Source organism: Sphaerisporangium sp. NPDC005288, from assembly GCF_040607475.1.
GTDB lineage: Bacteria > Actinomycetota > Actinomycetes > Streptosporangiales > Streptosporangiaceae > Sphaerisporangium > Sphaerisporangium rhizosphaerae.
The window spans coordinates 38,225-55,311 of record NZ_JBEXGT010000021.1 but is presented as its reverse complement, the minus strand read 5'-3'; the positions used below and the strand labels follow the sequence as shown (position 1 = coordinate 55,311).

14 protein-coding genes are annotated in these 17,087 nt (G+C 73.3%); 6 read left to right on the top strand and 8 right to left on the bottom strand.

Going from position 1 to position 17,087, the window contains the following annotated elements; translation table 11 throughout:
• Window positions 1–51 precede the first annotated feature (51 nt).
• Both ABZU32_RS20860 and ABZU32_RS20855 read right to left on the bottom strand, forming a co-directional pair.
• Window positions 52–1,605 (bottom strand): LCP family protein, encoded by a 1,554-nt coding sequence (locus ABZU32_RS20860; RefSeq protein WP_354924349.1) that lies wholly within the window; start codon window positions 1,603–1,605, stop codon window positions 52–54.
• Window positions 1,606–2,243: 638 nt separating this feature from the next.
• Window positions 2,244–3,218, bottom strand: a complete 975-nt coding sequence (locus ABZU32_RS20855) for a neutral zinc metallopeptidase (RefSeq protein ID WP_354924347.1) — start codon at window positions 3,216–3,218, stop codon at window positions 2,244–2,246.
• Between the two features lie 967 nt (window positions 3,219–4,185).
• Between ABZU32_RS20855 and ABZU32_RS20850 the strand changes: the two genes are divergently transcribed.
• Both ABZU32_RS20850 and folP read left to right on the top strand, forming a co-directional pair.
• Window positions 4,186–5,055: a LysR family transcriptional regulator gene (locus tag ABZU32_RS20850; RefSeq protein ID WP_354924346.1), complete on the top strand. Its 870-nt coding sequence runs from the start codon at window positions 4,186–4,188 to the stop codon at window positions 5,053–5,055.
• An 86-nt stretch (window positions 5,056–5,141) separates the two neighbouring features.
• Complete coding sequence (folP, locus tag ABZU32_RS20845) at window positions 5,142–5,993, top strand: dihydropteroate synthase (protein WP_354924344.1); 852 nt, start codon at window positions 5,142–5,144, stop codon at window positions 5,991–5,993.
• Here the strand turns inward: folP and ABZU32_RS20840 are convergent.
• Genes ABZU32_RS20840 through ABZU32_RS20825 form a run of 4 tightly spaced genes read right to left on the bottom strand, consistent with a single transcriptional unit; the run spans window position 5,984 to window position 10,201 of the window.
• Entirely contained in the window at window positions 5,984–7,408 is a 1,425-nt protein-coding gene (locus ABZU32_RS20840; RefSeq protein WP_354836063.1) for an aspartate aminotransferase family protein, read from the bottom strand. The two genes, folP and ABZU32_RS20840, sit on opposite strands and share 10 nt — an antisense overlap.
• 58 nt (window positions 7,409–7,466) lie before the next feature.
• Window positions 7,467–8,096, bottom strand: coding sequence for a helix-turn-helix domain-containing protein (locus ABZU32_RS20835; RefSeq protein WP_354924342.1), 630 nt, complete (start codon window positions 8,094–8,096; stop codon window positions 7,467–7,469).
• Window positions 8,097–8,151: 55 nt separating this feature from the next.
• On the bottom strand, window positions 8,152–9,537 hold the full coding sequence (locus ABZU32_RS20830; protein ID WP_354924340.1) for an ATP-binding protein: 1,386 nt from the start codon (window positions 9,535–9,537) through the stop codon (window positions 8,152–8,154).
• On the bottom strand, window positions 9,527–10,201 hold the full coding sequence (locus ABZU32_RS20825) for a response regulator transcription factor (protein WP_354836057.1): 675 nt from the start codon (window positions 10,199–10,201) through the stop codon (window positions 9,527–9,529). Before ABZU32_RS20825 ends, ABZU32_RS20830 begins: the two co-directional genes overlap by 11 nt.
• Window positions 10,202–10,463: 262 nt before the next feature.
• Between ABZU32_RS20825 and ABZU32_RS20820 the strand changes: the two genes are divergently transcribed.
• From ABZU32_RS20820 to ABZU32_RS20810, 3 genes are read left to right on the top strand one after another with little or no spacing between them, the layout of a single operon-like run.
• Complete coding sequence (locus tag ABZU32_RS20820) at window positions 10,464–11,615, top strand: DUF2092 domain-containing protein (RefSeq protein WP_354924339.1); 1,152 nt, start codon at window positions 10,464–10,466, stop codon at window positions 11,613–11,615.
• A gap of 2 nt (window positions 11,616–11,617) precedes the next feature.
• Window positions 11,618–12,634, top strand: coding sequence for an ABC transporter ATP-binding protein (locus tag ABZU32_RS20815; RefSeq protein WP_354924456.1), 1,017 nt, complete (start codon window positions 11,618–11,620; stop codon window positions 12,632–12,634).
• Window positions 12,621–13,853, top strand: coding sequence for an ABC transporter permease (locus tag ABZU32_RS20810; protein ID WP_354924338.1), 1,233 nt, complete (start codon window positions 12,621–12,623; stop codon window positions 13,851–13,853). The genes ABZU32_RS20815 and ABZU32_RS20810 overlap by 14 nt, the downstream gene beginning before the upstream one ends.
• A 159-nt stretch (window positions 13,854–14,012) precedes the next feature.
• On the opposite strand, the gene ABZU32_RS20805 is transcribed toward ABZU32_RS20810, so the two are convergent.
• Together ABZU32_RS20805 and ABZU32_RS20800 are read right to left on the bottom strand one after the other, a co-directional pair.
• Window positions 14,013–14,771: a YcnI family protein gene (locus tag ABZU32_RS20805; RefSeq protein ID WP_354924336.1), complete on the bottom strand. Its 759-nt coding sequence runs from the start codon at window positions 14,769–14,771 to the stop codon at window positions 14,013–14,015.
• 759 nt (window positions 14,772–15,530) lie between these two features.
• On the bottom strand, window positions 15,531–16,109 hold the full coding sequence (locus ABZU32_RS20800) for an MFS transporter (RefSeq protein ID WP_354924334.1): 579 nt from the start codon (window positions 16,107–16,109) through the stop codon (window positions 15,531–15,533).
• Between the two features lie 407 nt (window positions 16,110–16,516).
• Here ABZU32_RS20800 and ABZU32_RS20795 point away from each other — a divergent pair, with 407 nt between their 5' ends.
• On the top strand, window positions 16,517–17,029 hold the full coding sequence (locus tag ABZU32_RS20795) for a hypothetical protein (protein WP_354836047.1): 513 nt from the start codon (window positions 16,517–16,519) through the stop codon (window positions 17,027–17,029).
• Window positions 17,030–17,087: the final 58 nt, after the last annotated feature.

Sequence of the window (17,087 nt, the reverse complement as noted above, 5' to 3'; positions counted from 1 at the left end):
CGCCCGCGCCGGCCGGGCGTGGCCGACGGCGGGCGTCGGAAGCGGCGGGGGTCAGAAGCCGCAGGCTTCCTTGAGGCTCTTGGCGGCCGCCTTGCTCTGCCGGTTGGGCGTCGGCGTCCTGACCGGAGTGGGGGCCGTCGCCGAGCGCGAGGTGGACGGCGTCGCCGAGGAACCGCCGCCGGAGGGCGTCGCGCTCGCGCCGGTGGTCCCCGACGCGGCCGCGGCGGCGGTCGCGCCCGCGGCCACGGTGCCGGACCCGGTGCGCTCTGACTCCTTGACCGCCTGCGCGGTGAGCCGCCGGATCTTCATCCAGTCGGCGGCGCCCGGCCAGATGGTGGGCGGCACGAACTGCAGGCTGGTGGTCTTGGCGTCCTTGACCTTCACCGCCAGCGGCACGAGGTGCTCCAGCAGGTCGCGCGGGATGTCGGTGCGGAACAGGTGCCGCGTCGCGGTGGCGATCTTGCCGAAGTTGGCGAGCACCACGCTGGGCGTCGCCTGGTTGAGCAGGGCGCCCATCACGCAGCGCTGCCGGGACATGCGCGAGAAGTCGTCGCTGTCGACCCGCGAGCGGCCGTACCAGAGCACGTGCTCGCCGTCGAGCCGCTGGTACCCGGCCTTGATCGTGCCCGCGGTGCCGAAGTGGCCGCCCCACCTGATGTCCTGCTCGACGCGGATCTTCAGCCCGCCGATCGCGTCGATGAGCGCGGCGAACCCGTACATGTCGACGATCGCGTAGTAGTCGACCTTGATCCCGAGGGTGTAGCCGATGGCGCTCTTGAGCTCGCGCGGGCCCCTGCCCTTGCCGAGGTGGTCCTCGGCGTACTGCCAGACCTCGTTGAGCAGGCCCTGGCCAGAGTCGCCGGTGAACCCGTTCGGGAACCGCGCGGCGAGCGGGTCGCCCTTGGGGAAGTGCACGAACTGCAGGTTGCGCGGCAGGCTGAACATGACCGAGTTGCCGGTGCGGACGTCGACGCTGGCCACCGTCATGCTGTCGGTGCGCACGCCCGTGCGGTCGCCCGCGGCGTCACCGCCGATGAGCAGGAAGTTGACCCTGCGGCGGCCGTTCCACGGGTCCTCCTGCTTGACGGGGGCCACGCTCGTGCCCGGTTCGGGCTGGAAGATGTCGTTGGTGGTCTGCCGCACGGTCAGCATGCCTCCGGCCGTGAGGGCGAAGGGCCCCATCACGCCCACGCACAGGATGCCGACCACGATGCCCGAGATCACCTGCCCCGACTGCGGGAGCCGGTCGGGGCCGAGGGCGATGTAGGAGGTGATGACCAGGGCGAACCAGGCGAGCGCGCCGATCGTGGCGGCGACCACGATGGTCACCCAGACGCCGTCCTTGACGGCCAGGCCCAGATTGGCGTCGATGACCACCGCGAAGATCACGGCGGCCGCCAGGAGGGCGCCGAAGACGCCGAGCAGGATGAACCCGGTGCGCCGCTGACCGGCCCGCAGGTGCGCCGCGCCCGGGACGACGGTGGACAGCAGTGTCCAGCCGATGACCGAGCCGGTCGTCGGGGGCTTGGCGAAGCGGGGGAGGGCCGCCTTGCGCTCCTCGGAGTCCCGCGCGGAGCCGCCTGTGCTTCCCGCGGAGCCGTCCACCGCGGACGGCCGGGCCGGCGCACCCGTGGCGGACGGCCGGGTCGGGGCGCCCGTGGCGGACGGCCGGCCTGTGGCGTTCGTGGCGGGCTGCCGGGCCGGGGCGTCCGTGGCGGAGGCCCGATCTCCGGAGTCCCCGGCGGGCGGATCCTGCGGGTCGCCTTCACGGCCGGACCTCGTCCGGGCGCGGCCCTCGGCGGACGCGGATCGCCTGTGCTCTTCGGAGGAAGCCGGTGGCGCGTGGCCCTCTCGGGAGACGGGTGGCGCGGAGCCGTTCGCCGGCGCGGGTTGGCCGGAGCCGTCCCCGTCCGCCTCTCCCGCGGTACGGCCAAGAGGCGTGGTCACACGTGCTCCCTCATGACGGTTGGATTCTCCCGTCAACCAGGAGAAACCCATCATTGGCCCCCCCGCGGGTTCACGGATGCCCAGGATTCTAACCCCCATACCTGGACATCACTGACGCAAAGCCAATATTGGGGAATCGGACGGTAACAAGCAGCTGAAGCCACAGCCGTTCGGCGGCCATCCGCGGGCCCTCGGCACGGTCGCCCGTGACGGCGGGCCCACGGCCTCCCGGCGCGGTCGGTCCGCTTCCGCGCCGGGAGGGCCGCCTTTGATGCTCCGACCACCGTGACGTCGGGCTAGGAGGTCGAGGAGGAGGAGGCCAGCCAGGTGTTGCACTGGTAGGCCTTGGTCCGCTCGTACCCCTGCCGGAACCACCGGCCGCTGTTGGGCGGGCTGCCGTGGTCGCGCGGATACCCCGGCCAGTCGCCGACGTTGGAGAAGAAGTAGAACAGGTTGTTGCGGCGGACCGGCGGGATCGGGTAGCTGGTGGCCACCGACCGCATCCACATGCCGCTGAAGCAGTTGGCCTGCAGCTCGTACCGGCGGCTCAGGGCCAGCCTGCCGCTCAGCGTGCGCGAGGACAGCGTCTTGCTCCACCAGGAGTTCGCCAGCCCCGACAACTGCTGCACGTGGTGGCCGTACTCGTGGGCCATCATGCCGATGATCGCCCCGTGCCAGCTCGACAGCGAGCCGTATCCGCGCTGGTTGCCCCGTCCGCGCGACATCGCCGACGTCGAGGCGTAGATCGTCGTGTTGCGCGGGCAGTAGTAGGGGACGATGCTGCCCCGCTGCGGGAAGTCGCCGCACGCGCCCCGTCCGCCGCGCGCCGTGATCGCGTAGTGCGGCGGTGCGAAGTCGATGCCGACCCGCCCGAGCGCGGCCGACCACGTCCGGCTCATGCACTGCCCCGTCTTCAGGATCAGCGACTTCAGCTGAGCGTCGTTGAAGACGTTGGTCGACGTGGCCCGGCAGGCGGTCCGCGGCAGGCTGCCGGCCCGGTAGAGGGTGTTGCCGGTCAGGGTCGTGTTCAGCCGCGGCCGGGAGGTCGTCGTGCCGGTGTCGGAGGACGTCGAGGAGTCGCTGGACGACCTGGTCGGCCGGGGGTTCGAGGTCGGGGCGGAGGTCGAGGTCGGGAACGGCTTGGGGGTGTACGGGGAGAACGTGGGAACCGCGAACGTCGGGATCGCCACCGGCGAGGGCGGCTCGGCGTGCCGGGCGCTCTTCAACGCCGCCGAGCCGATGACCAGCAGCACGAACACCGCGGCGATCACGCCGAGAAGGCCGCCGGCGACCGCCGCGCCGCTGGACTTGCGCTTGGGTGGGCGCCAGTTCGGCCCGTAGGGCCCGTGCGGTCCCCGGGGCGGCCCGGGCGGCGTCCACCCGGGCGAGGGCGACGGCAGCGGCCCCTGCCCTCCCGGGTGGGGTCCCTGCCCTCCCGGGTACGGCGCCTGGCCGCCCGGGTACGGAGGCGTCCCCTGGAACGGCGGCCGGCCGGTCGGCTGCGGCTGCCCGCCCGGCGCGTACGGCGCCTGGCCGCCACCCGGCGGGTACTGCCCTCCTCCGGGATGCGGGCCCCCTCCGGGGTACCGACCTCCTCCCGGGTACGGCCCTCCCCCGGGATAGGGGCCCCCTCCCGGATACGGTCCCCCTCCGGGATGCGGGCCGCCCCCCGGGGGCGGCGCGGCGGGATGCGGCGGGCCCTGCGGAGGCGGCGCCCCCGGTCCCGGCGGCGGATACGGCTGACGGTACGGCTGTTGCGGCCCCGGCGGCTGCCCCTGGCCCGGCGCGGGAGGGCCGCCGGGCGCCGGACGCGAGCCCGGCGGCGCCTGCGGCGGGTACCCCTGGGGCGGGTAGCCGGGAGGCGGCTGCCGGGAGTCACGCGGCTGCCACCCGCCGTCCGGGGCGTCCGGGTGAGGGGGCGGCGGCGCGGCGGGGGAGCCGCCGGGCGGCCCGTTCCATGCCGGTTCTTGCGGAGGCGGATACGGATGGCGTCCGCCGGGTGACGATTGATTCGGATACTGACCGTTACTCGCCATTTCCGGCTGCCCCCTTCTCGGCCCCACCAGACCGAGCGTTCTCCCCCGTCACAAGATCCACATTCTGCATCATTTTGGGCAGAACTGTACTCAATTCCCAGTAGTCACGGATGTCGCGGTATCTGGTTACATTCTGAAATCATCCAAGGTGATCTCTGCGATAGTCCGGAATCGCCGGACCGGTCTGCCCTAGCTTCGATGCATGAATCTGCAGCAGCTGCGTTATGTGGTCGCCACTGCGGAGCACCGCACCATGACCGACGCGGCACGATCGCTTTACATCGCGCAGCCCGCGCTTTCCCGCGCGATTCGCGACCTCGAACGGGAACTCGGCATGACGCTTTTCGCGCGTTCCGGCCGGGGAGTGGTCGTGACGGCGCAGGGACGCCGCGTCGTCAAACTCGCCAAGGAAGCGTTGGACGCGGTGCACGAGATCGAGGCGCTGGCCACGCACACCCATTCGGGCGCCGGCGAGCTGCGCGTCGCCTCGCCGCCGAGCCTGGAGCCGGCGCTGGCCGGGCGGCTCCTGCCCGCCTACGTCTCCGAGCACCCGGGGGTGCGGGTGCAGATCGTCCGGTGCGACGGGCGCGACGGCGTGGTGAACGCGGTCAGGGAGCAGCGCGCCGACCTGGGCCTGACCGACCTGCCCGTGCCGGCCGACCTGGTGAGCCACCCCCTGGAACGCCAGGAGATCGTGCTCATCTCCCCGCCCGGCCTCGACCTTCCCGGGTCGGTCGCGATGAGCCGCCTGAACGGCATGCGCATCGTCCTGCCCCAGCCCGGCAGCGCCCGGCGCCGGGAGTTCGAGCAGCTGTTCGCCACCCACGGCGTGCGGCCGGTCGTGGTCGCCGAGACCGACGAGCGCGGCGGCTGGCCCGTCACGGTCCGCACCGCCTCGGCGTCCCTGCTCGGCTACCGCACGATGGCCGACCAGGCCCTCAGGGCCGGGCTGGTCGTCCGCTCCCTGGACCCGCCGCTGCGCCGCATCATCGCCCTGGTGCACACGCGCAGGCGCATCCCCGCGATGGCGCAGGACTTCCTCACCGTGGCCGAGAGCGGATCAGCCGTCTGAGCCGTTTTGGAGCGTTCCCGAACGGCTCGCGCCGGCCTCCGCCGGTGCGGACGCGGCCGGCGGGGAGCTGGCGTACGCTTGCGGCGATGCATACTCTGCGCCTGCGCGACCGCGAGTTCCGGCCGGGCGAACACGCCGTCATGGCCGTCGTGAACCGCACCCCCGACTCCTTCTACGACCGGGGCAGGACGTTCGGCTTCGACGCCGCCCTGGCCGCCGTCGGCGAGGCGGTCGCCGCCGGTGCCGACATCGTGGACATCGGCGGGGTGAAGGCCGGCCCGGGCGACACCGTGGACCCCGCCGAGGAGATCCGCAGGGTCGCCGGCCTGGTGGCGGCCGTGCGCGAGGCGCACCCCGACCTGGTGATCAGCGTGGACACCTGGCGGGCCGAGGTCGGCGAGGTGGTGGCCGGCGCCGGCGCCGACCTGCTCAACGACACCTGGGGCGGACCGGACCCCGGCCTGGCCGAGGTCGCGGCCAAGCACGGCATCGGGCTGGTGTGCGCCCACGCCGGCGGGGTGATCCCGAGGACCCGCCCGCACCGCATCGGCTACCGCGACGTGGTCGCCGACGTCGTCTCCCACACCGTCGCCCTGGCCGAGCGGGCCGTGCGCGCCGGGGTGCGCGAGGACGCCATCCTGATCGACCCCGCGCACGACTTCGGCAAGAACACCTGGCACTCCCTGGAGGTCGGCCGCCGGCTCGGAGAGCTGGTGGACACCGGCTGGCCGGTGCTGGTCGCGGTCTCCAACAAGGACTTCGTGGGCGAGACGCTCGGCGGTCTCCCCGTGGACGAGCGCCACGCCGGGACGATCGCCACGCTCGCCGTCTCCGCCTGGCAGGGGGCGCGGGTCTTCCGCGTCCACGACGCCGCCTCGGCCCGCGCCGCGCTCGCCACCGTCGGCGCGCTGCGCCCCCGGCCGGGCGGTCAGCTGTAGATCACCGACAGGAACCGGGTCAGGATGGCCTCGCGAGCCGGGGCCGGCAGCGCGTCCAGCACCGCGTTGACCACCGCCATCTCCGGCTGGCCCTCCCCGCCGAGGTCGATGCCGACCGAGGCGGCCAGCTCGGTGAAGGTGGCGTCGTCGATCGCGTCCAGGTCGAGGGTGGCCAGGATCTCGGCCAGGCCCTCCGGGACCCGCGGCGGGCCCGCCGCCCGCGCCGCCTCCGCGGACGCGGCGATCACCTCCAGCATCGCCTCCACGCCCGCCAGGGTCACCCCGGTCACCGTCACGTGCAGGTTGGCCGGGATGCCGGCGTAGGAAAGCTGCGGCTGCAGGAACCAGCCGAGCTTGCGCGCCTCGTCCGACAGCACGAACACGTCCACGTCGTCCCCCGCGAAGGCCACCAGCGAGGCCTCCGGCTCACCGAGGACCCGCAGGCCCGGGATGGCGCCGATGCCCTCGGCCAGCCGCCGGGTCGCGGTCAGGGTGTCGCGGGCCAGGGCCAGGTAGCCCTCGCGGCCCAGGGCGTTCAGCGTCGCCCACGCGCCGCCGAGCGGCCCGGCCGACTTCGAGCTCTGCACGGTCGCGTTGATCACCGTGTAGCCGGGCCAGGCGGCCGAGGCGAAGTAGGCGGCGCGGCGCAGGGCGGGGTCGGAGAACAGCACGACCGAGGCGCCCTTCGGGGCGTAGCCGAACTTGTGCAGGTCGCAGGATATGGACGTCACCCCCGGCACCGACAGGTCGAACGGCGGGACGCTCGCCCCCGCCTCCGCCAGCCAGGGCAGCAACCAGCCGCCCACGCAGGCGTCCACGTGGCACAGCACCCCGCGTCCGGCCGCGATCGCCGCGATGTCGGCGACCGGGTCGACGACCCCCTGCGGATAGGACGGGGCCGAGGCCACCACCAGCACCGTGTCCGGGGTGATCGCCTCGGCCACGGCCTCGGGGACCGCGCGGAAGGTGGCGGGGTCCACGGGCACCGGCGCCACTTCCAGGCCGAGGTAGTGCGCCGCCTTGTGGAAGGCGGGGTGCGCCGTGACCGGCACGACCACGCGGGGACGTCCGGCGACGGGACGGGCGTCCCGGGCGGCCTTCATCGCGAGCATGATCGACTCGGTGCCTCCGCTGGTGAAGATGCCCGGCGTGCCGGGCCCCCCGCCGAGCAGGCCGGCCACCGCGCCCACGACCTGCCGCTCCATCGCGACGGCGCTCGGGAAGGCGGTGGGGTCGAGGGTGTTGACCTCGAGCATCTCGAAGTAGGCGCGGGCCGCGGCGTCGTGCACCTCCGGGCGCCCGGTGTCGTAGACGTAGGCGGTGACCTTGCCGCCGCGCACCTGCAGGTCGTGCCGTCTCAGCAGGGAGATCTCCGCCAGCAGGTCTTCGGAGGTCCGGCCGTTCTCGGGAAGCACGCGGTTCTCCCTCGCCAGATGGTGCGGCGTCGCCGCACGTGATCGGCGTGGGACGTTATCACGAGGTTCCGGGCAGGCGGAACAGGCGGTCGATCAACAGGTGCAGATGCCGCTTGAACCGCTCCAGCAGCCAGGCGTCGGGCGGCCCGGGGATGTGCCCCATCACCGTTGCCTGGGTCGTGATGCCCTGCACCATCCAGATCACCGTCCACAGCCCGAGCTCAAGGTCGACCTCCGGGTCCATGTACCCCTTCTCCAGCGCCGGCTGGACCCCCTCGAGCACCATCTGCAAAATCGGCTGGATGAACTGTTCCTCAAGCTCGGCCAGGTCGGCGGCGTCCAGCAGGGAGCGGTGCACCCACAACTGCGTCCGCTCCGGGTTGCTGAGCGTGTACTCCGTATAGTCGTCCAGCAGCCGGTGCAGCGACTCCACCGTCTTCTCGGGCGTCTCGGTCGAGAACTGCGTCATGACCGCCTCGCGCGCGGCCCGCTCCTGCTCGAACAGCCGCCGCACGACCGCCAGGTAGAGATCGCGCTTGTGACCCACGATCTCTTCCACGGTGGCGAGGTCGAACCCGGCGGTGTCGGCGATCTGCTGCAAGGACGTCCCGTCGTAGCCGAAGGCCGCGAACAGCTTGATGGCGGCGCGCATCAGCAGCTCGCGGTCGCTGTCCCGCTCGGAGGTCATAGAACCGACGCTATGCTCACCATCCGTGCCGGGGCGATCGCTTGATGGAACCATGTCATGGTTTTGCGCGCCCTGGAACGGGCCGGCTCAGCGGCAGCCGGACGACCGCACGCACCCCCGGCCCGGCGTCCTCCAGGCGCACCGCCCCGCCGTGCGCGCGCACGGTCTCGCGCACGATCGCCAGGCCCAGGCCGGCCCCGCCGTCGTCGCTGCTGCGGGCGCTGTCGAGCCGGGTGAACCGGTTGAACACCCGCTCGCGGTCGGCCTCGGGGATGCCCGGGCCGTCGTCGGTCACCGTGACCTCGGCCTCGCCGCCGCGGGCGCGCAGCTCGACGGCGACATGGGCACAGGCGTGGCGCACGGCGTTGTCCAGCAGGTTGACCAGCACCCGTCCGAGGTCCAGGGCGTCGCCCTCGACGACCGCGGGCTCGACCCTCGTGATCTTCACCATGGCCGGGTCGTAGCGCCCGGCCGTCGCGCCGACCAGCTCGGCAAGGTCCACCGGCTGCCTGCGGGCCGGGCGGCGGTGCTCGTCCAGCCGCGCCAGCGTGAGCAGCCCTTCGGCCAGGCGGCTCAGGCGCAAGGTGTCCTCCAGCACCCCCTCGGCCGTCTCGCGCCACTCCTGCTCGTCGGGAGGGTGGCCGAGCGCGACCTCCAGTTGCAGGCGGATGCTGGCCAGGGGACTGCGCAGCTCGTGGGCCGCGTCGGAGATGAGGGCCCGCTGCGAGGCCTCCGCGCCCTCCAGCCGGGCCAGCATGCCGTTCAGCGTGATCGCCAGCTCCTGCACCTCGTCGCGCGCCACGGGCACCGGCAGGCGGTGCGCGCGGGCGGTGCCGCTGATCTCGGCGGCGCCCCGGCGCAGCGCGGTGATCGGGCGCAGCGTGCGGCCGATGATCAGCCAGCCGGCCGCGCCGAGCAGCACCAGGAGCATCGGAGTGCCGATGACCAGCATGTGCACGGTCGTGGTGAGGCTGTCGGCGACGTCCTTGAACGAGCGGGCGGCGATCACCGTGCGGCCCTCGTCGGCGTGCACCACCACCACGCGCAGCGGCCCGGGGATGCCGTACAGGTCGCCGTCCACGAACCGGCCCCGCCCCTCACCGGGCGAGGTGGCGCGGTCGCGGGCGCTCACCAGCGGCACCAGCCGGTCGGCGCCGGCGGTCACGTGGGTGATGCGCCCATGCGCGTCGAGCACCTGGATGATCGTGCCGTCCGCGACGGCGACCGGGTCGGACAGCCGGCCGTCGTCGGCGAGGGCGGCCACCTCGCGGGCCCGCTGGTAGGCGATGCCGTCGGTGGAGCCGATCAGCGCCCGGCCGAGCACGCCCACCAGCAGCGACGCCGCCGCCGTCAGGGCCACCGCGAGCACCGCCGAGGCCGCCGCGGTCAGCCGGAACCGCAGGCTCCTGCGCCGCCACCACGCCAGGGGGTCAGCCGCCATCGCCGACCAGACGGTAGCCCGCGCCGCGCACCGTCTGCAGGGCGTTGCGCCCGAACGGGACGTCGATCTTCCTGCGCAGGTAGCCGACGTAGACCTCGACCACGTTCGGATCGGTGTCGTAGGTGTCCCAGACGTGCTCGAGGATCTCGGCCTTGGACACCACCTCGCCGGGGCGGCGCAGCAGGTACTCCAGCAGGCCGAACTCGCGGGGCGTCAGTTCGATGGGCGTGCCGTCGCGCGACACCGACCGCCGGGCCGGGTCGAGGGTGAGGTCGCCCGAGCGCAGCACCGGCGGCCGGCGGCGGGCGCCGCGCCGCAGCAGGGCGCGCAGCCGCGCCACCAGCACCACGTACGAGAACGGCTTGGTCAGGTAGTCGTCGGCTCCGAGATCGAGGCCGTCGGCCATGTCGTACTCGCCGTCCTTGGCCGACAGCATCAGGATCGGCACCCAGTTCTCCTCCGCGCGCAGCCGCTTGCACACGTTGTAACCCGACAGCCGGGGCAGCATGATGTCGAGCACGACCACGTCGTAGTCGCCCTCACGGGCCAGGTGCAGGCCCTCCTCGCCGTCGTAGGCCAGATCGACCGCGAAGCCCTCGGCGCGCAGCCCGCGCCGCAGCGCGGCGGCCATCCGCCTCTCGTCCTCCACGACGAGCACGCGCATTGCTCACCCTCCCAGCCGATGTGTCCCCCTATCTTGGCCCGTCCCGGCTGAGATCCCGCTGAGAGGCCGGAACCGGCGGTAGCGCCCGCGAGCTGCGGCGCGGGCCGCCCCGGGCGGCTCCTGAGAAGCCTCTCAGGCCGTCTCAGCCTGGGCACAGGACCCGCGCGGCAGTCTTCCGGTATCGGATCGCGAGCGGCGGGCCCCCCGCCGCCGACTACCGTTGAGGAGTGACATGCCGTCCCAGTCGAGAAGATCACGCGCCGTGAGGTGGGGCGTCCCCATCGCCGCCGTCGTGGTGGTGGGCGCAGCCGTGGGCACCGGGCCGGTGATCGCCGCCGTCCAGGGCGACCCGGCGCTGCCCGAGCGCACCGCCCAGCAGTTGCTCGCCGAGGTCGCCAAGAACGCGAGCCGCGCCGAGCCCCCCGCCATGTCGGGCACCGTCGTGGAGACCGCCTCCCTCGGCCTGCCGGCCCTGCCGGCGACCACGGGCGTGAGCAGCTCCCCGTTCGCCCTGCTGTCCGGCTCCCACACCTTGAAGGTCTGGTACGGCGGCGACGACCGCGTGCGGCTCGCCCTGCCCGGCCAGATGAGCGAGACCGACCTGATCTCCACCGGCCACGGCGAGGCGTGGCTGTGGCAGAGCGGCACCAACACCGCCACCCGCTACAAGCTCGACGGCCCGGCCGGGGCACACGCCATCCCCACCCCGTCGGTGCTGCCCACCGCGCGCACGCCGGAAGATCTGGCCGGCGAGCTGCTCAAGGCGGCCGGCCAGGACACGGCGGTCGGCGTCGAGAACGGCCAGCATGTCGCCGGGCGCGCCGCCTACCAGCTCGTGCTCACGCCCAAGGTCGCCACGTCCCTGGTCGGCAAGGTCACCGTCGCGCTCGACGGCGAGACCTACATCCCGCTGCGCGTCCAGGTCTACGCCAAGGGCACCGCCGAGCCGGCGTTCGAGGTGGGCTTCACCCAGGTCGCCTTCACCACTCCCGCGCCGGAGAACTTCGCCTTCACGCCGCCCGCCGGGGCCAAGGTCGAGGACAAGACGCTCGGCGCCGGGGACGGGGGTCCCGGTGACGAGGTCGTGGCCGGCGCCAAGGCCGGTCAGCAGGCGAAGGCGGGGGCGCGCACCCACGGCACCGGCTGGGGCACCATCGCCGAGCTGCCGTTCTCCCCTGAGAACCTGGCCCCGTCCACCCCGTCCAAGCGGCTCGGCGCCGGCAAGTTCGGCGACACCGATCCGAGCAAACTCGCCGACTCGCTGCTGAAGTCCGCCAAGCGGGTCTCCGGGCCGTGGGGGAGCGGCAGGGTGATCGAGAGCAAGCTGGTCTCGGCGCTGCTGACCGACGACGGCCGGCTGCTGATCGGCGCGGTCACGCCCGAGGCGCTGACCGAGGCGGCCGGACGCAGGTGACCATGGTGACGACGGGCGAGGGGGCGCACGAGGCGGCGCCCCCTCGGGCGGCCCACCAGACGGCCTTCGCGGGCGACTGCGCGATCGTCGCCCGCGGGCTGACCAAGCGCTTCCGCGGCGGCCAGGTCGCCGTCGACGACCTCCACCTCGCCGTGCCCCGCGGCTCGGTGTTCGGCTTCCTCGGCCCGAACGGGTCGGGCAAGACCACCACGATCCGCATGCTGCTCGGCCTGGTCCAGCCCACGAGCGGCGGCTGCGACGTGCTCGGCCGGCCGATGCCGGCCGGTCTCGCCGCCACGCTCCCCAAGATCGGCGCCCTGGTGGAGGGGCCCGCCTTCTACCCCTACCTGTCCGGCGAGGCGAACCTCCGCCGGTACGACGCCGCCGACCCGGCCGCCGACCCGCGCACGGTGTCCGCCCGCGTCGGCGCCGCGCTCGAACGGGTCGGGCTCGGGGCGGCGGCCCGCAAGAGGTACCGCGCCTACTCCCTGGGCATGCGCCAGCGCCTGGCCATCGCCGGCGCCCTCCTCGGGCCGCGCGAGCTGCTCGTCCTGGACGAGCCGACCAACGGCCTGGATCCTCAGGGCACCCGCGAGGTCCGTTCGCTCATCAAGGACGTCGCCGCCGACGGCACCACCGTCTTCGTCTCCTCCCACCTGCTGACCGAGGTCGAGCACATGTGCACCCACGTCGGCGTCATGCGCTCCGGCCGGCTGGTCACCCAGGGGCCCATCGCCGGGCTACGGGCCGGCCACGCGCCGCGTGTGCGCGTGGACACCCCGCACGTCGCCCAGGCCGCCGCCGTCCTGCGCCGTCTCGGCCTGGCCGAGGTGCGCGCCACGGCCGAGCCCGGGGAGGCCGAGCGGGTCACGGCGCTGCTCGGCGAGCACGCCCCTGAACGGGTCTGCGCCCTGCTCGTCACCGACGGCGTCGCCGTGCGCGGCTTCACCGTCGAACGGCCGAGCCTCGAAGAGGTCTTCGTCAGCCTCACAGGAGAAGGTTTCGATGTCGACGCCTGACGCCACCCCCCGCACCCCCGCCACCCTGTCTTCGCCACACGCCGACACCCTCCACGGGACCAACGCCACGACCCTGCCCCGCCAGGCCGCACCCGCCGCCGGCACCTCCGCCCCGCCCGGCGATGCCCCCGGGGGCGGGGCCACCTCACCTCTTCCTCACCAGCCCCCACCCGCCGCCGACCTGCCCGCCACGCACGGTGGCTCCTCCGACGGGGTGGGCGGGTCTTCCGTTGCCGGTGGGGTCGCGGTCGGCGGGGAGGTGTCCGCCGTGGGTGGTGGTTTCTCCGACGGGGCGGGCGGGTCGTCCGCCGCCCATGAGGTCCCGGCTGCCGCGGGTGCGGTCGGCGTGACCGAGGGCTCCGCCGGTCGTCCGCCTCAGGGGCGTGGGCGGCCGTCTCCAGGGCGGGCGATGTTGCGGTTGCTCGGCTCAGAGCTCGGGCTGACCTTCCGCAAGCCCCGCAACATCGCGATGCTCATCGTCCTGGCCTGCGTCCCGGCGCTCATCGGCGTCGTGCTGCGGGCGTTCGGCGGGGATGTCGACGAGGAGATGCCCTCGCTGATCACGCAGGTCGCCGGGAACGGGCTCATGCTGACCTTCGTGGCCTTGTCGCTGCTGCTGGTGATGCTGCTCCCGCTGTCGGTCTCGGTGGTCGCCGGTGACGCGATCGCGGGGGAGGCCGGAGGTGGCACCCTTCGCTACCTGCTCACCGCTCCCGCCGGGCGCACCCGCCTGCTGGCCGTCAAGTTCGCCAACGTGACCGTCTACGCGCTGGTGGCCACCTCGGTCGTCGCCGCGGGCGCGCTGGTCACCGGGCTGGTGCTCTTCCCGGTCGGCCCGATCACGTTGCTGTCCGGGTCGACGATCTCCGTCGGCGAGGGGCTGGTGCGCGTCCTCATCGTCACCGGGTACACCGCCGCCGGCATGGCGGCGCTCGGAGCGGTCGGCCTGGCCGTCTCGACGCTGACCGAGGTGCCGATCGGCGCGGTGGCGGCGACCATCGTGGGCGTGGTGTTCTCGCACGTGCTCAGCGCCATCCCGCAGCTCGAGCCGGCGCGGCCGTACCTTCTGACCTACTGGTGGAGCTCCTTCGACGGCGCTCTGCGCGACCCGATAGCGACCGAGGGAATGACCCAGGGCCTGCTGGTGTACGGCGCCTACATCCTGATCGCCCTCTCGATCGCCTGGGCCCACTTCACCGGCCGCGACATCACCAGCTGACCAGGCGCGCCAGAGGCTCATCCCCCTGGCGCGCCCATCCAGGGCCCCGCTTCCCAACTGCGGTGCGCCTGCCCACGGCTCCGCCCGCGGTTCCATGGCCGACCTGGCCGCGGTCACGGTCACGGTCACGGTCACGGTCGTGAGCGTCCGGAGGCGTCGTCAGTGTTCGGAGGGGCGGCGGCCGCGGCGCAGGCCGATGACGCCGGTGGCCACGCCGGCCAGGCCGACGGCGATGCCGATGCCGCCGAGCAGTCGCGCGGTCCCGTCGGAGTCGGCTTCGTCGTGTGCGCCGGGACCGGACGCCTCCACCGCCACGGCCGGGGCGGTGGAGGCCGCGGGGCTCGCGGAGGCCGCCCCGTGGTGGTCATCCTCCTGTGTGCCCGCGGCGACCAGCTTGAGCGTCGGGACGGGGTGCTCGGCCTCCGATCCGTCCGCTTTCGGCTCGTCGGCCCACTTCACGACCTCACCGTTGGAGTAGGTCTGGGTCGCCGGGAACAGCAACTGGTCGGTGTCCTCGGGAAGGAAGCCCATGGACACCTCGAACTCCTGGAACTGCTTCGGGCCGATCTTCCCGCCGCTCCAGGTGATCCTGGTGACGGCCTCGGTGATGTCGCCGTACTTGGACGGCACGGCCTTGGGGAGCTTGGTCTCGGTGACCTCGGCCTTCCAGCCGGGCACCGGGCGGACCGACACGAACGGCAGCGGGTGGTCGACCGGGAGGTCGATCACGAGCTTGGTGGTGGAGGCGTTGTCCCGCTCGTTGGGAACGCGGAAGGCGACCTTGGTGAATCCGCCCTTCTCGGCGGTGCCGGGGTTGATGGTGACATGGGCGAGGGCGGGCAGGGCGAGACCCGTGACGAGGGCGAGTGCGCCGGCTGCGACGACGACGCCGCGACGCGCGACTGCGGTGAACGACATGTGAGGACTCCACTTCATCGAGGAAAGACAAGGGGTGCAGGCCGCCGGCGGCACCGGACGGCGCGCGCGGCCACGGTGGCCGAGGAAGACGCCGGCCCCTCGACAACGCCCGGTGGACAGGCGCGCCACACGGACCACTTTCGGGGCGGCACGATGGAAGTGCCGGCCAGGGCGCTCCACAAAGAGCCGCTCACCCTTGAGGGCCACGCGACGGAGGACCGCCCATTCGCGAGGTCACGGGACGGACGATCCAACTACCGCCCGCAAGGCCACGCGAGGGAGGATCCGTCCACCGCCCGCGAGGCCACGTGACGGAGGGCCCGTCCACCGTTGGCCGCGCGAGAGACGGCTCGTCCATCCGTGAGGCCATGAAACGGAGGTTCCGTCCATCCGCAAGGCCACGTGAGGGTGGTTCCGTCCACCGCCGCGAGGCCACGTGACGGAGGGCCCGTCCACCGTTGGCCGCGCGAGAGACGGCTCGTCCATCCGTGAGGCCACGTGACGGAGGGCCAGTCAGCCGCACGGTCACGGACCCGCCTGGGACCGGACCTATGCCGATCGCGCCGGGTGACCGTTGGGCGAGCCACCGGTGGGCCGGCCGGATCGGGGGCCGATGCCGGTGGCCGGTTGGTTCATCCGTGGTCTGGCGAGGTCATGTGGTCTGGCGAGGTGATGCGGTCTGACGAGGTCATATGGCCGTCGAGGGGGCGGACGGGGCGCCGGTGAGGGTCTTCGGGGCGGTGTCCGGGCCGCGAAGGGTCAGCGGGTGGCGGGAAGTGGTGGACCGCGCCTGGTGACCGTGTGGCGGAGAGCCTCGCGAGCCGGGGGCGGCGCGAGGCGGCGGGGACCGCGTCCGGTCGGTCGGGGGAGGAGGGCGGCGGGGTCCCCGCCCAGCAGTGTCAGCAGCCGGGACAGCCCGACCAGGGCGCGGGTGCCCATCCGGCGCAGTACCGACCACAGGGCCGACTCGCCCTGGGCCAGCCACCAGCCGGTCATCAGCGTGGCCGTGAGGTGGGCGATGACCATGCCGAGACCCGCGCCGAGCCCTTGGCCGTGGGAGACGTGGAGGCTGAGAGGGGAACCCGCGCCACCCGAGGCGCCGAACAGTTCGTGCAGGACGACCTGGGCGGCGATCAGGAAACCGATGATCGTCCGTGGCGAGCGCTCCCGCCCGGCGATCAGCGTCGCGGCGAGCGTCACGCCGGCCGATCCGCCCGCCACCGCCCACGTGGCGGGCCCCGTCCCGCCGGCGGCCCGGTGGCCGAGCACGGCGAGGCCCACGCAGACGACCGTGAAGACGGCCGACCGCGCCAGGCGCAGGGGAAGGCGGGCACGCATGACGCCCCACATCGTGCCATGCCGTGAGTCCGGTTGTCCCCACCCCACCCCAGGACTGGGGTGCCCCCGCGGCCCCGGCTGCCCCGCCCGGGCTGCTTCCGCTGACCCGGCTGGTTTCCCCTGACCTGGCTTTCCCTGACCGGGCGCCCGCTGGTCTCGCCGGCACGGGCTGTGCCTGCTTGTCCGGATGGAGCGGCCAGACCCGTCTTTCGCCTCGGTGGGGCGGTGGAGGGCTGAGGTTCCTGTGCATACGCCGGTCGCTTCCAGAATGACGCTCGCCTGTCCGGATGGGTGAGCCCCTGGTGGGCGGGTGAGGGTGCGGCGCTGGTGGGTGGTCTCTCGGTGTGCGTCTGACGTCTGCCGTTTGGCGGTATTTGTCGCTACTGTTGCCCGCGTTCATTGGTTCTGTGAAGGGCGTGGTGGTGGCCGTGCGGCACTTCCTGGGACTTCTGCTCGGCGTCGTCGTGACCGCGGTCCTGCTTGCAGGCACCGGCTGGGCGTCCCAGGACGCGGCCAGGAGCATGGCGGCGGGCGCGGTCGACCCGGTGCGCGACACCCCGGCGCTGGTCGGCCTCGGCGCGATGCTGGTGGCCGGCCTCGTGCTGGGTCTGGTCGTGGCGAGCCGGGTCTCGCCGCTGGCGACGTTCGTCCCGTCCATGGTGCTGCTGGCCTGGACGGTGATCTACACCCTCGACGTGCACCGCGCGCTCGGGCTCGCCCCCACCGCTCCGTCGATGCACCCGATGGTCGTCCAGGCGGGCAAGGGCATGCAGGACCTGCTGGGCAAGGGGGTGTTCGCGATGCTGGGCATCGCGTTGTTCATCCCGGTGCTGATGCCTTCCCGCTGGGCGGGGCGCCGGCGCGACCTGGACGACGGCTATGAGGAGGAGACCCCGCAGGCTGCCGGAGGTTACTACTGACCGGCGGTCGTGGCGCGCTTCCGGGGACGAGCAACTCGGTCATGACCGCCCCCTGACC

Excerpts from the sequence above, each read along its gene's own strand:
- ABZU32_RS20805 (WP_354924336.1), bottom strand. The coding sequence starts at position 14,771 with ATGTCGTTCACCGCAGTCGCGCGTCGCGGCGTCGTCGTCGCAGCCGGC.
- ABZU32_RS20830 (WP_354924340.1), bottom strand. The coding sequence starts at position 9,537 with ATGGCGGCTGACCCCCTGGCGTGGTGGCGGCGCAGGAGCCTGCGGTTC.
- ABZU32_RS20835 (WP_354924342.1), bottom strand. The coding sequence starts at position 8,096 with ATGACCTCCGAGCGGGACAGCGACCGCGAGCTGCTGATGCGCGCCGCC.
- ABZU32_RS20810 (WP_354924338.1), top strand. The coding sequence starts at position 12,621 with ATGTCGACGCCTGACGCCACCCCCCGCACCCCCGCCACCCTGTCTTCG.
- ABZU32_RS20850 (WP_354924346.1), top strand. The coding sequence starts at position 4,186 with ATGAATCTGCAGCAGCTGCGTTATGTGGTCGCCACTGCGGAGCACCGC.
- ABZU32_RS20825 (WP_354836057.1), bottom strand. The coding sequence starts at position 10,201 with ATGCGCGTGCTCGTCGTGGAGGACGAGAGGCGGATGGCCGCCGCGCTG.
- folP (WP_354924344.1), top strand. The coding sequence starts at position 5,142 with ATGCATACTCTGCGCCTGCGCGACCGCGAGTTCCGGCCGGGCGAACAC.
- ABZU32_RS20815 (WP_354924456.1), top strand. The coding sequence starts at position 11,618 with ATGGTGACGACGGGCGAGGGGGCGCACGAGGCGGCGCCCCCTCGGGCG.
- ABZU32_RS20800 (WP_354924334.1), bottom strand. The coding sequence starts at position 16,109 with ATGCGTGCCCGCCTTCCCCTGCGCCTGGCGCGGTCGGCCGTCTTCACG.